The following is a 15,574-nucleotide window of genomic DNA, read 5'->3' as shown; positions in this document are numbered from 1 at the left end:
ATACAGTAGGATATTAAAAATAATTGAATTATGTTGGAAAAACATTCACAGGAATTGCGATTTAGATCATAAATAAAGTCATCTCATTTTCTCTTTAAATAGCATATCTAATTTTTTAAAATAAAAAAGAACGGTCTTTAGCCGCTCACTTGTTTATTGATTTTCCTTTGAAGATTTAGCAAAGAGAAGGGTGACAATCAAATAGATAATTGTTCCGAAAAACAGACCATTTAACAAGCTGATAAACAATATTTCACAAACCAGGCCAACATAATAAGACACTGGCGTCCCTGGAAACACAGCCATATTGAACAGACTAATCATAAAGGTTAAAGCAAAAAATATAATGAAAATCTTTCGAAATACTGTTGATTTTAACATTGTCATTTCACTTCCTTCTCAGTATGTTTTCTATGAAAAAAATATTCTTTGTTCATAGCGTATATTCCGTTTTATAGTAAAAAGCCCATAAAGGGCTTTTTACTTAAGCAGTATAACCAATACTTGCAGTATGACCTCTCCTAGCTTCATCATGACTTGCTGTCACTTCAGACGTAAAATAACCAACAACACTTATGACACTAATCATCACGAATACTACTGATAACGTTTTAAATTTCATACTGACAGTCCCCCCGCTTTACTTGAGTTTGGAAATAAAGAATCTTTTCATAGAAATGCATCGCATTGTCTTTATCTCCCATTTCATTATAATATTTTGCAGCATCTTTTGCTAAATCTTCGAGGTCAGGATACATTGACTTTACTTCTAACAATTCCATTATTTTTTCCAACTGCTCAAAATTGTTGTCAATGTATAGGGATCTTAAAAACTTGAATATCAATAATAGAACATGGTCTTTCAGCTTTTCAGATAGTTCTATGCCGTTATTTAATGCATATGTACCTAAGTCCTGTTCTTTCTTTTTGAAGTAGGCTTTTGACAACATAATGAGCGGATCTAAGATTCTATTTAAATGCTCGTATCCCTGCTCTTTAAATGCTCGAATTGAATCATTAAAGTGAATAATCGCTTGTGCTAATTCTTTGTTATGAAAATAACTCAATCCTAAATTATAAAGTGCTGATCCTTTTAATCGTTTTGTTGAGTTGTCGGCGGCTTTTTCTAGTGCGTGTTGAAAATGGGGTATGGCTTTTTCGGGGCAGCCCATATCGATATAGTTTAATCCAATGACAAAAGAACATTGAATCTCTCTAACAGTGTATGTATCTTTTTCTCGGTAACATTCTATCGCCTGTGCGATATGGTGCATCGACATGTGGGTTTGTTTCATGTGGTAATAGATTTCTGCCATCTTGTAATTGAACTCGGCACGTTCAATATCGTCGCTGACAAGAGACAGCTTTTTTTCTGCCCGCTTATAGAAGGTAATCGCATTTAGGTATTCATAGTTTTCAAATTCGTACATGCCGTAGAAAAAATTAAAGTAATACTCGAGCAATCCTGTTAATTTTTCTTGATCCCTTTTGATCTTCATTGCGAGTTCCCTAAAGTTCGCCCGCTCTTTCCCATTTTCTAAAGGATTTAAGTAATCAAGCATTAATTTATGTCTGAACTCCATGAGTGAAAAATACAATAATAAATCTTGATTTTCTTCCATATGATCAAGCATTGATTTGATTTCCTCTTTATATGCTTCGGCGTCCGGTACGTTAAATCGTTGAATATGATAATACCATTCATTGATTTTCAAACCGACGTGAGAAGAAAGTACTTTCTCCATCAGCCCTTACCCCTTCCTCTATTTCCCCTATAATGACATATATTATCATTTCATGAGCCATCCGGCACCGAAAAGAAACCGCAAAAAAACAAAAAAGCTTCTTCTAAAGAAGCCAAGTGATTGATCGTCATTTTGATAAGGAGGAATAACTGAGCTCGCGCCCCTGTACTCTCTGAAATAAGATGATACAATCAGGTCTAACGAAATATTTACATCCAGTATACCCTTCACGTCATACTTGATTTAATCGTTTCCATTTACGAATTTGAGTACGGAAATTTTTAAAAGGGGCAACGGTATTCACATGAATAAATTTATAAACTGGCCAAACTGCCTTTGCTGTAGCGCCATCCGCCCATTTTCGTTGATGAGGTTCAAACACTTCTGCTTCACTCATACGATCCAACATATCACAAATAGTTAACACATTCTGTTTGAGCTGAGCTCTTAATGCGACTAGTGATTGACAGGCATACTTCTCATTAAAAAGAGAATATAATGCGCCAAGCTGATTCCATTTGTATCCTTCTGCTGGCGTATGGACAACCTTTCCTTCAGTTTCGTTTTGCTCCCATTGAAGCAGCAGGGTTGTCCAACCAACTTGATAGGCCAAGTTTTCTGCAGGAGTTCGGCTTACATCCTCTATTCGATCATCTTTCATTTCTTCTGGAATCATATCGAATTCTTCATCGTATTGATTGTACGATTTCATGATTGCTTGTTTTAAAATGTCTTTCGACTCATAGGTTGTCATCATATTCACCTCTAGTTCTTTTCGTGAAAATTTTCCTCAGAACACATCTTGCAAAAGTAAAAAAAATAACTATAGCTCATGATACTGAATTATTCTAATGTTTTCTGCTTTATTGTCTCTATTATAATCAAACTCTTAATCGAGCAAAAAAGCAATAGCATTTCTGGTTAAATGAAAGCATCTACGTAAGTTTAATAAAGAATATCTATAAAACCGGCTGCGAAAAATAAAGACACTCTTTACGTTCTATCATAAACAAGCACCCAGTATTTCGCCCCAGGTTCCCCTTCTTCTACAACAGCCTTCCAGCCTCTTTTTTGATAAAAAGCCAAAGCCTTGTGATTGTCAGAGACACATTTGAGGGTGACCGGTGTTCCGAGCACTTTTATAGCATGTTTGAGAAGCAAGTCGCCAGCTCCTTGACCAGCAGCTTCGGGATGCACAAACAAGAGGTGAATAAAACGATCTGGTACATATAGAGAAATGAATCCGAGGATTTTATTGTTTTCCTCTGCTAAGAAAATTTGCTCTTCCAGCGTATCTTGATCAAAATCTTGCAGATTGATTTCTTCTGTATTGAGCCAGTGAAAGCTCTGACGGCGGGATTCTAAATAGATTTGTCTTAATTGTGGATAATCTTCTATGCTTGCTTCTCTAATCAACATCACAACATCCCCCCTGTTTTTATTTGAATGTTAATTCACCTCTAGAATGTGTTTTGCCTGTATTCTACCTGCCAATAACAATTGATCGCTGAACTGCGAATCATTGACAGCACGTGCAAGAGCGATTGTACCGACCATGCTGCTTACTAGTGCGTAACTCGTAGAGAGACCGATGTTTCCCGTATCGGCTATAAACGCCATAAACCGTTTCAATTCATCCGTATAGGCTTTCCGTACCTCTTGCGATAATTGAGAAATCTCCCCTGCAAGTGCAGGCAGTATACAGCCGACCTCCGTCTGATCACGGTGAACGGAACTTAAATAGAATTCAATGATCGTCTGAATTCGAGACTGGTCTGCTTTCTTGTCTGCAACACTTTGCAGCAGCTTTATCGTATCAGTAATAGCAAAATGAAAAGCCTCTATCACCAACTGATCCTTGTTCTTAAAATGAGCGTAAAACCCTCCATGAGTTAGACCTGCCCCTTTCATAATGAATGGCAAACTGATATTACGAACGCCATTTGTTCGAAATGCTCGTGCAGCACTTGCAATGATTTGCTCTCTCACTTTTGACTTATGACCTTTCGGATAAGGCATCTTTTTACTCCCCTCCTTCACTTTAACTCTTTTTAAGTGTCTTTATCAAAATATTATAATCATCATATTTTCTTGTGTCAATTGACTGAAATCCATCTTTCCTCACTTAGTTGGGATTGACTTCATCAAAATATGATGACTATAATATATTATGATCATCATATTTAAGACGGAGGTGCAAGAAATGATTCATTTAGAAACAGTAGATACTTTAGTGATCGGATCAGGTCCGGGAGGCTACGTGGCGGCATTACGTTCAGCTCATCTCGGCATGAAAACAGCGATTGTAGAGCGTGATCAATTAGGTGGAGTATGTACCCATGTAGGCTGTATCCCTTCTAAAGCCCTAATAGCAGAAGCAGAGCGGTTCAAACTCCGCACACAATTGGGGGTTTTTCAAGAAAGCGGCTCTTTCAAGGATGCTCAAGCGTTCAAAAAAGCTGTTGTGAAAAAACAAGCTGGAGGCGTCCAATTTTTGCTAAAGTCAGCGGGAGTTACCATTCTGGAAGGTGAGGCAAGCTTGATCGATCATCATACAGCGGTGATTCAACATGCCGAAAAAGGTGAAAAGCGAATCAATTTCAAACATCTAATACTAGCAACTGGTTCCCGTCCAATTGAAATTAGATCACTCCCTTTCGGAGGTCGTATATTGTCTTCAACTGAAGCACTATCCCTTCCTAAAATTCCGAAAAGCCTTGTTGTAGTTGGAGGTGGTTATATTGGGGTTGAACTAGGACAGATGTTTGCAAGGTTTGGAGCAAACGTCACCATTTTGGAAGGCGGCAATCAAGTATTGCCTGGCTTTGAAAGTGAACTTGTCTCGCCTGTCGTTCGACAATTGAAAGAAGATAACATCACTCTGATTACAGGAGCACACGTCACAGATGCCAAGCAGCATATAAACGGAATTGATCTTCATTATGAGAAACAGAAAGAAAGCTACACGGTGAAAGCGGAATATGCACTGATTACTGTCGGAAGAAAACCGAATACAGATGATTCATTAGGCCTTGATTCTATCGGGTTGTCCATTACCCCTCACGGACTGATTGAAGTTGATGAACAATGCAGAACATCCATTCCGCACATATATGCCATTGGTGATATCACCGAGGGTCCTGCTCTGGCTCATAAAGCTTCCTATGAAGCGAAGGTTGCAGCAGAGGCAATCGCTGGTAAACCTTCTATTATAGATTATAAAGCGATCCCACTTGTTGTGTTTTCCAGCCCAGAATTGACGAGTGTTGGACTGAGCGAAACAGATTGCAAGCAACAATCCATTCCGACTGTCATTGGAAAAACAATGTTCTCCATTAATGGTCGAGCGCTGGCATTAAAAGAACCAGAAGGATTTGTGAAGATTGTAGCTCATGCCGAATCTGGCCTTATTTTAGGAGCACAAATCGTAGGTGCAGAAGCATCTACTCTTATATCAGAACTTTCTCTCTCTATTGAAATTGGTGCTACAGTAGAAGATTTAGCAATGACGATTCATCCTCACCCAACATTAGGTGAAATGATCATGGAAGCTGCAGAAATGGCCACCCGTAAAGTTGAAAAATATCTTGCACGATAATTGGTTCAGGTGTAGCTTCTAAAATTGAGCAAAAATAATCGCCATAGCTTATTTATTTAAGAATAATAGGCTATGGCGATTTCAATTGAGCACTCATATTAAAACGTCGGTCAATTTATCGTTAATTGGATCCTACTTCACGCTTTTTACCGAGATTCATGGATAACTGAACGCCAATCATCAGCATGACGATGACAAGCATTGCCACAATAGAAGCATAAAAATGTCCGCTTAGATCGAAAACCAAGCCAATGAAAAACGGACCGAATCCTCCCATGATATACCCGCCCATCTGCGACATGGCGGACCAAGTTCCGGCTTCCTCTGGAGTACGCGTCTCTATAATCGGTAGCATGAGCGCTAAAGGAAATAATCCACCTGCACCCATACCTAGGAAAATGACAGCTGGCAAGATCGGCATTGGCAGAAGAAGAAAGATGAGGCCAATCAGCTCAGACAGACTGCATAAGATGAGAAATAATTTCGGTTTTCCTAATCGAGTAACGACCGCTGGAACGAGTAGTGCCACCGGAATCTGAATGAGTGTAAATATGGTCAGCAGCATGGCAGCATATTGCGGACTGTTTCCAAAACTAAGAGCAATCGGTGAAATCCATGCCGTCAAAGAATAAAACATGCTGGACATAAAGCCAAAAAACAAGGTAAATTGAATCGCCTTTTTGTTTCGCAGCGGCAATTTTAGCGGCAAGGTAACAAAATCACTCTGCTCATTTTTGCGAGCAATACCTACCCAGAGAATAAGCGCGATCACCCCTAGAATAGCCCAGCAAGACAATGCAAACGGAAGATGGTGACTGCGTAGGTAAATCGGAATGGTGAAGCCGGAAGCAAGTGCTGCACCTATTGTCATCGAAATGGAATAAACACTGACAATACCAGGATTTCTCGGGAAATACTTTTTAATAAAACTAGACAATAAAGGACCCGCGAAGCTAATCCCTACCCCTCCTGCAAATGCAGTCATGAGCAGAATAGCGACCGATTGGCTTGTACCCCGCAGCGCTGTGGCTATCGTGATGAGAAGAATCGAGAAAAAAAGCGTTCTCTCTAAACCAAAACGCCGGCTGAGTGTCGTCGCAACGGGAGCAAACACCCCCATACAAAGGACAGGCAAAGTGGTCAAAAGACTGGCTGTCAGTGCGTTCACACCAAGCTCTGATTGGATCATACTCATCATAGAAGCGACGGATGTAATGATTGGGCGCAAGTTTAATGCAGCTAAAAATAAAGCGGCTAAATAAAATATTTTTTTCATCAATGCACTTCTTCCTCTCTACTTGTTGAAGTTACTTTGAGTATAAATCCGCCGCATTCATTGATCAATACAATAATTCGTATTATGATGATAGTAAAAAACTATTATTAATGAAAGGATGACAAATGGATACTCGGCATATTACATATTTCATGGCTGTATTCGATCATTTACATTTCACAAAAGCTGCTGAGCAATTAGGGATATCACAGCCTACATTAAGCCAGCAGATTCGGCTGCTTGAAGCAGAAGTTGGGATGCCGCTCTTTGATCGAATCGGCAAAAAAGTCGTCGCTACCGAAGCGGGTTCTCTGCTATATCAATATGGGATGAAAATGCTTCAAGCTGAAAGAGATGCAAAAAATGCGATGAAAGAACTATTATCTGAAAAACGGGGAAACGTTCGACTTGCCGTTCTCCCTTCCGATCTTGACTTTCAGCTTGTTCCGCTATTTGTAGAATTTAAAACACTTTATCCTGAAACCAATCTGAAAGCATATTCAACGATCTTCGTTCGTGAAGAGGTTCTGTCGCATAAGGTGGATCTCGGCATCGGGCTGAGAGGGCCTGCGGATAAGCGTCTCATTCAAATTCCACTTGGAAGTGAGCCCTACGAATTATTTGCTCATTCAGAAAGTGAACTAGCCCAACAGAGTGAAGTGACATTGGAAGAGCTGACGCAGCATGCTTTGGTCATGTATCCGAAGGGATATCTAGGAAGAGATTTAGTAGAAGACGTATGTAAAGAACAGGGTGTGGAACTAGACACTGTCATGGAGGTTGGGTCCGCATCTTCATTATTGCAGCTGGTTGAAGCCGGCATCGGTGCAACCATTCAGCCGCGAGGATTGCTGCAACAACATGCGACATGGCCAAATATTGTTTCGATTCCTATTGCTGATCCGGCACCTGTTCGTCACTTAGAATTAACTTATTATGCAGATCGATTTGTCAGCAAAGCACAGCAGCAGCTATCTGAATGGCTAATAGACTTTTTCAAATCAAGAACAAACTAAAAATGAGGGTAAAACATGAAGAATGCAAACAGCATATTTACAAGGACAAACCGGGTAGCGATTCGTCAATTTGATCTGCAAGATATCGATGCATTTTATCAATACCGAGCAACCCCCTCTATTGCAACCTATTTAAAGGAAAGGGCTATATTCACGAAGCCTTGAGTTCAATGATCGAATATATTTTCACTACACTGAACAAGCATAAAATCATTGCCTTTACTGATGTGCGCAATGAAAAATCTATTCGCGTGCTGGAACGTTTAGAAATGAGACGCGAAGGACATTTGCTTCAAAATGATATGTCAAAAGGACATTGGGTTGAAGAATATCAATATGCGATTCTTCAATCGGAGTGGACCGCTAAGCGCCAGTAAAAGACGCTTTTGATAAACCTTCTATATACATATAGAACTTTTCTATAACGCTCACCATGCTTTCTTTTTTTATAATAGAAAAAAAAGAAATGTGGTGGCGTATATGTCTACAACGATCGGAATTATGGGCGGGATGGGTCCTTTAGCAACGATTGATCTGATGAAAAAAATCATTTCTCATACTCCAGCGATAAAAGATCAGGATCATCTCCATGTGATTGCTGATAATTATCCGCAAATCCCTGATAGAACCAATGCCATATTTGGGAAAGGCGAAGATCCTACAGATGATATGATTGCATCAGCTAAGAGATTAGAACGTGCAGGAGCGGACTTTATTCTCATTGCATGCAATACCGCTCACTTCTTTTTAGAAAACATACGACATTCCACTCATATCCCTATCATAAATATGCCATTAGAAACCGCAAGTTACCTAAACAAACATCACTATACATCTGTGGGCTTACTATGTACTGATGGAACATTAAAAACCGAGCTCTATCAAAGGGCTTGTGCTCATCACAAGATTGACGTCATGACTCCTAGTGAAAATCTTCAGAAGAGCGTTATGAATGGGATATATGCGGTGAAAGCAGGAAAATTAAGTAAAGGCGAAAGTGAATTAGCGGTAGCTGCAGAGATTTTAATCAATCAAGGAGCAGAAGCCATCATTGCCGGCTGTACAGAAATCCCCTTAGTCTTAAGGTCAACTAAAGATGTGAAAGTGATTGACCCTACTGTCATTTTGGCGAAAGAAGCTGTAAAATTAGTGTATGAGCTTGAAAAGCTAAACATTTAAAGTACGTAATTTAAGGGGATAAAATGAATATTGAGAATATAGAAGCGTTTATTTACGTATGCCAGCTAGGCAGTATCAATAAAGCTGCGGAAGCACTGTATTTAACCCAGCCTTCTGTTTCGGCACGTATTCAATCGTTAGAAAAGGAATTAGACCTAAAATTATTTGATAGACAGAGAAATAAACTATCTCTGACGGAAAAAGGTGAACAGTTTTACCCGCATGCCAAAAAGATCCTCCATTCTTATCAAGAAGCAAAGCATAGTCTCAAACAAACGATGATTCCTTATGAATTGACGATTGGATGCGCATCCTCTATTTCCAATAATCTATTGCCTAACATATTGCCCGCCCTAAAAGAAAAATACGAAAACCTGAAAGTGAAAATCGTAACAGGACACTCAAAGGATGTTGTCCAAAAAGTGATTAACAACCAAGTAGACTTTGGCATTGTCAGGACTGAAACACATCCTCAAATTGAATCAATCCCGATTTTCAGTGATCCAATCGGGCTGTTCGTCCCAACTCATCACCCGCTCGCTAGCCTTGACAACATTAATATGAAAGAACTAGAAGAACAGCCTTTTATTTTCTTTGACTATGGGTCATTTGATTGGTTGATGCTCCACCGATTATTTCAAAAAAACAGCATCACACCGAACATTTCCATTGAGGTTGATCATATGGAAACCGCAAAAAATTTAGTACTTCAAGGAATGGGACTATCGTTTCTACCTCATCATTGCGTTAGAAATGAGGTAGAACAAGGAACATTAAAACAAATTTCAATCGATCCATCCATCAATTTCAACATCAATATCGAGTTCATTTATAAAAAAGGAAAATCCAAATCAGTTTTTATTGATCAACTCAAACAGTTTTTTCATGAATTAGATTAAAAAAGCCCTTTTTAGGGCTTTTTTGGATACGTTCTGATTAGCTTTCCAAAGTTAAATAAAGTAAGCTCCCTTTAGAGAGGTTTAATACTCTCTAAGTGAAGTGAATTTTTCTAAGAATGTTCTTTTTATTATACAAGCCCTAATGAGGAAGGTTGTTTTGAAAATGAGACCCAAGAAAAAATTAGTTATTAGCATCATCATTGGTTTTGTTTTCTTCCTATTATCTACTAAAAAATTTATTCTTAAAAGAACATGCTACACACGTTTCAGAAAATGAGTTCAAACCTTCATTTCTAAATGACAAATTAGCTACCATCTACCTTTCAGCATCAATTGATTATCAGCGTGAAGGGAGCTACACAATATATATGAATAAAAAAGGTGAATTAACTACTTCAGAAGGTGATGCAATTGAATTAGGTTCTATTGCTCAAGGTGAACAGATGTTACTGAAAGAAAACCCTTCAGAAATAAATATTCTTGGAAAAAAAACTGCTCATTTTAAGTTCAAAAATAAAGTACATACTGGTTATGGACAAGCTAATGGATATTTAAAGAACAAAGAAATATTTTATACATTAAACAACCAAGGTTTTGGAGAGAAGGACTATAAAAGTTTAATTAGATGGGGCAACAGTCAAAACTTTCACGAGCAGATTTTAAATGGATACTTTGTTAGTACAGGAAACGACGAAGATAAAATTTACGTGATCAATCAAAATATGGATACTGATCGATCTACTTTTCATGAATTGAATTTAGAGGACAAACCGACTCTTCAAAATGGTGGTCATATTAAACTCATTAATGAAGACTGGGAAGTTTATTCAAATATTATCATTAAGGACAAATTAGCTTATTTTATCCTCTATCACACTCCTGAAGATTCTAAGGATGTGTCTTTTAAAGTAGCAGTATTTGATATAGAAAAGAAAAAATTAAGAGGAGCATATTTACTTGGCAGCTATAAAAGTGAAGATCAACTAATTCCACCAAATGAAAAGCACTTCTATATAAAAGACGATATTTTATATCACTTAACTGCAAATTCTAAGATTTATACATTTAACACAAAAACGATGAAACCAGAAGAATCCTATTCCTTAGAGCATGAGGAAGGACTCAATGTTAAGTTCGTCTATTTAAATTCTGATCATATCTACTTATTAAACCAAAAAAAGACTGGAGAATATGAAATTTCTTCTTATTCATATCAAAAGGGAAAAAGATTGAATTCTTTAAAGATAAAAGGTCTCGACAAAATTCTGGATAAGAATCATTTATCTGAATATGATTTTTTGATGTTAGAACAAAATAGAAATGATATTCTCAAAATATTTAATAAGTGATTCTAAAAGGAGAATTGATATGACTCATTTAGAATTCGCATTCGGCTTGCTTCCAGTCAGTATGATCATCGCTTCTTTTATCGTCACATTGATGTACAAAAAGTTTATTTCATGCCAGTTGTGAGCTTTATCTTTTTACTCATCCTGACATTTACACTTTTTAATGTCTCCTTCTTAGGCTGGGCAGTTGTTTACACTTTTGGCTCATTCATTGCTTCATATATAGCATTATTCATCATGAAAATTTTAAATAAAAAGAGGTCTTAAATACATTTAAAAAGCCCTTTACAGGGGCTTTTCTTCTTTCACTATCGTTTTTCCACTGGATGAATGTCTTCTCCCAAAAAGGCGATATTAGGCTCTCCACTCTTTTCTAGAAATTCAGCAATTTCTTGCAGCTCTTGATCGATACGGTCATTCCTTGGCATATCCGGGTTTAACAGAAGGATGGAGTGAATCGTTGTCGCTGTTTCATACAAGACATGTTGATCTTTTATCTGTTGGATGCATTGTTTCATACGATCGAAAAACCATTCGATCTCTTCCGTTTCTTCCATCGAATAATGTGCCATTTTGAAGAGATTCTGCTGACGAAGGTCCTGCCTCTCAAATATGTGTTCAAGCTCTTCTTTACTGACATATAAATCCGAAGCTTCCTCCTCAATCTCTACTACTTCGATCATCGCATCTTCAGCTGTATATAACTGTCCAATGAATTCATCGAAAGTTTCTGCCAGCTTAAAATCTACTTCCAGCTCTAAATCAAAATAGTGAATAGAAGGATGTTCCTTCGTTTCTCGATAATCCATGGCGATCCATGTATCTTCTTCTCCGCTGATGATCACAAGTCCCTCAGGCAGATTCAATTCATTACTTAACTCGGGACTATTCATGATGCCATCACCTTTGGCGATTCCTCTTAGATGGTCAAATTGAACATGATCCTCAGCCCATGAATTCGGCTGTTCCGTTGGAAAAGCATTGCGAACTGTAAAACCGCCATTCCATTCTAAAATGAGCTTTTTGTATGTATCAGGTAAAGTGACTCCAAAAGCTCCCTCTGCTTCACGAATTTGTTCCTCATTTATCTTTTTTAATGTGAAAGGGCTCTCTTCTTCTTTTTCCCAGAATGATTTCAAAGTGGGTGCCTCCCAATCTGTATTAAGGTCAGTATAACATTGGTTCATTATGAATTCTCTACTCAAACTTATCTATTAATAAACTGGTGATGAGGAGAAGATCATAAACCTTTCATCCTCTCTGAGACCTTAAAGGCTATAAGCTTTACGACAAAATAAAAAAGCCCCTTGGAGGAGGCTTTTTTACGTTTGTTTTCTTGAAGCAACCTCGATGTTGCTGTTATCACTTTTAGAAAGTGATGGAATACCAGCAGTAGATGCGAGTACAATGACTGCCAATGCACAAAAAACAACTTTTTTAATACTCATAAAGACAGTCCCCTTTCAAAATTTTTGTTTGCGCGTCCAACATTTTCATTAAAAATTCATTTGCTGTTTCGTGATCATTTTTAGATTTGAACACACCTGCCACATCATAAGACAGCTCTTCTAAATAAGCATAAATTTTGTTCTCATCTAAAAAATGAAAGACCTGTTTAATTTGGTCAATATTTACTTTATCAACATATAGGGCTTTGATAAAGTGGAACAGTCGTTTGTATAAATCGTCATCATATTGAACAGAGATCGAAAAGCCATAATCAAGGACATCTTTTCCCTTTTTATAATCGCCTTTTTTCATCAATAACGATGACAGAAAATAAAGCGAATGTGGTAAGTTGTCATATCGTTCATTTTTGTTGATACGAACAGCCTTTTCACAATAAGCAATAGCTTGATCTGTATCACCTAAACATTCATAGCAATCAGCCAGATTATAATATGCTGATGAGATCAATCTATTGTTTTGAATTTCTTCAGCCATCCTTAAAGATTTTTCTAAATGAGGAAGAGCTTTATCGCTGCGTTTCATATCATCGTAGTTTCCTGCAATTACAAATGAGCATTGAATCTTTCTTACTTTATACAGGTCATATTGTTCGTAAATCTCCATTGCTTTCAGAATATGGTGCATAGATACATGTGTCTGTTTCATCATGTAATAAGCTTCTGCAACTTTAAAATGGAATTCAGCTCTTTCAATTTCGTCAGAAACAATCTCCAGCTTTATTTCTGCTTTTCTATAATATTTTATCGCTTCTACATACTCTTTATTACTGAATTCATACATGCCTCTGAAAAATAAATTGTAATACTCTAACATGCCGGTGAGCGTTTCTTGAGAGGTTTCTATCAGATCTAAGAGGGATGAAATGGTTGGTCTATTTTTATTAAAGTCTACAGGTTTAATGTAATCTAACATGATTTGATGTCGAAAGCACATCAATTGATAATAAATGAGTAAATCTTGATCCTCTTCCATTCGTTCAATTTCTTGTTCTACCTCAGCTTTCAAAATCTCTGCGTCGGGTACACTGAATTGCCGAATCATTTTATACCATTCATTTATTTTCACACCTACATGTGAAGAAAGAACTTTCTCCATCCCTTATTCCCCTTCCACTAATTTCCCTTATATTACATTTATTATCACATATAGGAATTTACAAAGCACCGAAAAGAAACCGCAAAAAGAACAATTGTTACATCAATAAACCTTTGGCACATTATCATCACAAAACAAAAAGGCAGACTCATTTCAGTCTACCTTCATCTTCTAGATTTTCATGGGAGCACCTTTTGTCTTCAGGTAATATGCAATGAATCATTTAACCACTCTTCACAATGTTCAATAAGCCACCTCAAATATTCAACATATTGACCGGCATGATAGCCATCACAAACAGCATGATGTACTTGTATGGCAACGGGCAAAATGATTTTTCCTTCTTCCACCTTAAATTTGCCTATCGTAAATATTGGCAGTAAATAAGCTTCATCTGTAGATACATTAAGGTTAAAAGAAGTAAAATCAATCCACGGTAGACTTGAAATATTGAACATGTTTTCTGGCATATGAGGTTTCGGAAATAGGTTGCTGCTTTTGCTAAATGTTTCAATATCGGCTACACAGCTTTTATAAAACTGAGCAAAGTTTTCATCAAAAGGCGTCCAAATACTTGAAAACGTCTTTGTTTCTTTATTTAGAATCGTATAACTAGGATGGAGAATCTCCCAGTAACCAAGTTCATCGTTCACTTGATCCATCCGAAACTCAGGAATTTTTTGCACAGCTCTTGCTAACAAATAAATTTGCACAGGATATACTTTTAGCTTTTTTTCTTTTAATATTGCATGCAATTTCGTGATGTCTAGATTGATCACCAAGCTATATGAGCATCGGGTTAACGTCATATAATGGTGAAAGTGCTCTTTTCGCGGATAATTTTCGTCTATTTGTTTAAACATTTTTATCTCCTCCTGAATGTGATTTACTGTATTCAGGAGGAGACTTTATCTGTTTTCACCACCACAGTCATCCTTTCAAGAGATTTGTCATCTTTCTGTCCATTCAAAGTCTACCATGAGCTTTGCCTACGTTAAAGCCTGCAGCAACTCTTCGTAAGTCATCTTGCCCAACGTGAATTTTTCTAGTGCTATATATGTTTTCTCCGCTGAGGTATTCATTCTATTATGACATTCATTCACTAACTCATTTTCATTTGTTATTGGCTCATGTATATGTTCTTTTTTTCGAAATGCTTCATAATATCTTATACCAAATATTCTCTGGGACATCGCATTGATGTGAATTCCGTCCGGGTTAGGTATAAGGCCTTTCGCAGTAACATAATAACAATTTTCATGATGATGTGCAGATTTTTGTAGTTCCTCATTGATCAGTTGATATTCCACACATCCTGCGCCAAATGCTCTCTTTCCCAAGAAATCGCCCAAACCTCCTATCAAAAGCGGAATGTTAGGTGCAGATAATTCAGTTCTTAGCTCATGAAATAATCTTAGTATTTTTTCATAATATGCTTTGTACTTCCCATCTTGGCTGTCACTTTCTCCTTGATGCCATAATATCCCGGCCAATTCGCTATTTTCCTTTGCAAATTTAGCTTCATTTATTGCATGACGAAATAAAGCCCCCTCTCGTGACCACTCATCAATGGAACTGCCACCTTCGGCACATGGAATCAGACCAATCTTCTCTCCTTCATGATCCTTACACCAAGCCTCCGCAAAGGAAGCCGCCAGTCCAACGCCAGCTACCGGCCTATCAAAATGAATAGGTTCAGTCATCATTTGCCATCTACCATTTCGCAGCATCATGATTCTTTCATTATAAATTGGCGGCACTTCATGCATGAAGCCTCGACCCGCCATATTGGATTGTCCAATTAGTAAAAATGACTTCATATCATTTTCCCCTCCACTAAATATTTTATTAAATATGTATTCGCTTGAACGTTATCATTTTCTTTTTTTATAAATTTCAACAATCTCAAGCCCTATTAGCGCTTATTTTAATTAATTCAAAAAGTGC

General features: G+C 37.5%; 19 protein-coding genes. 8 read left to right on the top strand and 11 right to left on the bottom strand.

The window, feature by feature from the left end; genetic code table 11:
• Positions 1-484: 484 nt before the first annotated feature.
• The 5 genes from QRN39_RS04255 to QRN39_RS04235 form a co-directional block, all read right to left on the bottom strand.
• The gene (locus tag QRN39_RS04255; protein WP_012009633.1) at positions 485-622 is read right to left on the bottom strand and encodes a hypothetical protein; all 138 of its coding nucleotides are present in this window, start codon (positions 620-622) and stop codon (positions 485-487) included.
• Complete coding sequence (locus tag QRN39_RS04250) at positions 612-1,745, bottom strand: Rap family tetratricopeptide repeat protein (RefSeq protein WP_050945233.1); 1,134 nt, start codon at positions 1,743-1,745, stop codon at positions 612-614. Before QRN39_RS04250 ends, QRN39_RS04255 begins: the two co-directional genes overlap by 11 nt.
• Before the next feature lie 232 nt (positions 1,746-1,977).
• Positions 1,978-2,499 (bottom strand): ClbS/DfsB family four-helix bundle protein, encoded by a 522-nt coding sequence (locus QRN39_RS04245; RefSeq protein WP_106029862.1) that lies wholly within the window; start codon positions 2,497-2,499, stop codon positions 1,978-1,980.
• A 239-nt stretch (positions 2,500-2,738) separates the two neighbouring features.
• Positions 2,739-3,164, bottom strand: a complete 426-nt coding sequence (locus QRN39_RS04240; protein ID WP_284906254.1) for a GNAT family N-acetyltransferase — start codon at positions 3,162-3,164, stop codon at positions 2,739-2,741.
• 30 nt (positions 3,165-3,194) lie between these two features.
• On the bottom strand, positions 3,195-3,764 hold the full coding sequence (locus tag QRN39_RS04235) for a TetR/AcrR family transcriptional regulator (protein ID WP_251190962.1): 570 nt from the start codon (positions 3,762-3,764) through the stop codon (positions 3,195-3,197).
• A 184-nt stretch (positions 3,765-3,948) separates the two neighbouring features.
• Between QRN39_RS04235 and lpdA the strand changes: the two genes are divergently transcribed.
• Entirely contained in the window at positions 3,949-5,343 is a 1,395-nt protein-coding gene (gene lpdA, locus QRN39_RS04230) for a dihydrolipoyl dehydrogenase (protein ID WP_284906253.1), read from the top strand.
• 121 nt (positions 5,344-5,464) lie between these two features.
• Here lpdA and QRN39_RS04225 read toward each other — a convergent pair whose 3' ends face one another.
• Positions 5,465-6,619, bottom strand: a complete 1,155-nt coding sequence (locus QRN39_RS04225) for an MFS transporter (protein ID WP_284906252.1) — start codon at positions 6,617-6,619, stop codon at positions 5,465-5,467.
• A gap of 125 nt (positions 6,620-6,744) precedes the next feature.
• On the opposite strand from QRN39_RS04225, the gene QRN39_RS04220 reads away from it, so the two are divergent.
• The 7 genes from QRN39_RS04220 (at position 6,745) to QRN39_RS04190 (ending at position 11,329) form a co-directional block, all read left to right on the top strand.
• Positions 6,745-7,635, top strand: coding sequence for a LysR family transcriptional regulator (locus QRN39_RS04220; RefSeq protein WP_212046035.1), 891 nt, complete (start codon positions 6,745-6,747; stop codon positions 7,633-7,635).
• Positions 7,636-7,650: 15 nt separating this feature from the next.
• Complete coding sequence (locus QRN39_RS04215) at positions 7,651-7,800, top strand: hypothetical protein (protein WP_284906251.1); 150 nt, start codon at positions 7,651-7,653, stop codon at positions 7,798-7,800.
• Between the two features lie 5 nt (positions 7,801-7,805).
• On the top strand, positions 7,806-8,012 hold the full coding sequence (locus QRN39_RS04210) for a GNAT family N-acetyltransferase (RefSeq protein WP_240792636.1): 207 nt from the start codon (positions 7,806-7,808) through the stop codon (positions 8,010-8,012).
• Positions 8,013-8,115: 103 nt separating this feature from the next.
• The gene (gene cuyB / locus QRN39_RS04205) at positions 8,116-8,814 is read left to right on the top strand and encodes a cysteate racemase (protein ID WP_284906250.1); all 699 of its coding nucleotides are present in this window, start codon (positions 8,116-8,118) and stop codon (positions 8,812-8,814) included.
• Positions 8,815-8,837: 23 nt separating this feature from the next.
• Positions 8,838-9,713, top strand: a complete 876-nt coding sequence (locus QRN39_RS04200; RefSeq protein ID WP_003211978.1) for a LysR family transcriptional regulator — start codon at positions 8,838-8,840, stop codon at positions 9,711-9,713.
• Positions 9,714-10,081: 368 nt separating this feature from the next.
• The gene (locus tag QRN39_RS04195; protein WP_284906249.1) at positions 10,082-11,062 is read left to right on the top strand and encodes a hypothetical protein; all 981 of its coding nucleotides are present in this window, start codon (positions 10,082-10,084) and stop codon (positions 11,060-11,062) included.
• A 111-nt stretch (positions 11,063-11,173) separates the two neighbouring features.
• Positions 11,174-11,329 (top strand): DUF2651 family protein, encoded by a 156-nt coding sequence (locus tag QRN39_RS04190; protein ID WP_284906248.1) that lies wholly within the window; start codon positions 11,174-11,176, stop codon positions 11,327-11,329.
• Between the two features lie 41 nt (positions 11,330-11,370).
• On the opposite strand, the gene QRN39_RS04185 is transcribed toward QRN39_RS04190, so the two are convergent.
• The 5 genes from QRN39_RS04185 to QRN39_RS04165 all read right to left on the bottom strand — a co-directional run bounded on the left by QRN39_RS04185 (position 11,371) and on the right by QRN39_RS04165 (position 15,447).
• Positions 11,371-12,201: an SMI1/KNR4 family protein gene (locus QRN39_RS04185; RefSeq protein ID WP_284906247.1), complete on the bottom strand. Its 831-nt coding sequence runs from the start codon at positions 12,199-12,201 to the stop codon at positions 11,371-11,373.
• A gap of 183 nt (positions 12,202-12,384) precedes the next feature.
• Entirely contained in the window at positions 12,385-12,510 is a 126-nt protein-coding gene (locus tag QRN39_RS04180; protein WP_262982764.1) for a hypothetical protein, read from the bottom strand.
• Positions 12,500-13,627, bottom strand: a complete 1,128-nt coding sequence (locus QRN39_RS04175; RefSeq protein ID WP_284906246.1) for a response regulator aspartate phosphatase — start codon at positions 13,625-13,627, stop codon at positions 12,500-12,502. Before QRN39_RS04175 ends, QRN39_RS04180 begins: the two co-directional genes overlap by 11 nt.
• Before the next feature lie 200 nt (positions 13,628-13,827).
• On the bottom strand, positions 13,828-14,490 hold the full coding sequence (catA, locus tag QRN39_RS04170) for a type A chloramphenicol O-acetyltransferase (RefSeq protein WP_284906245.1): 663 nt from the start codon (positions 14,488-14,490) through the stop codon (positions 13,828-13,830).
• Between the two features lie 126 nt (positions 14,491-14,616).
• Positions 14,617-15,447 (bottom strand): sialate O-acetylesterase, encoded by an 831-nt coding sequence (locus QRN39_RS04165; protein ID WP_268458834.1) that lies wholly within the window; start codon positions 15,445-15,447, stop codon positions 14,617-14,619.
• Between the last annotated feature and the right edge of the window lie 127 nt (positions 15,448-15,574).

This window comes from Bacillus sp. lyk4-R2A-2 (genome assembly GCF_030209735.1).
Taxonomy (GTDB): domain Bacteria; phylum Bacillota; class Bacilli; order Bacillales; family Bacillaceae; genus Bacillus; species Bacillus pumilus.
This window is presented reverse-complemented; position numbering and strand designations above follow the sequence as displayed.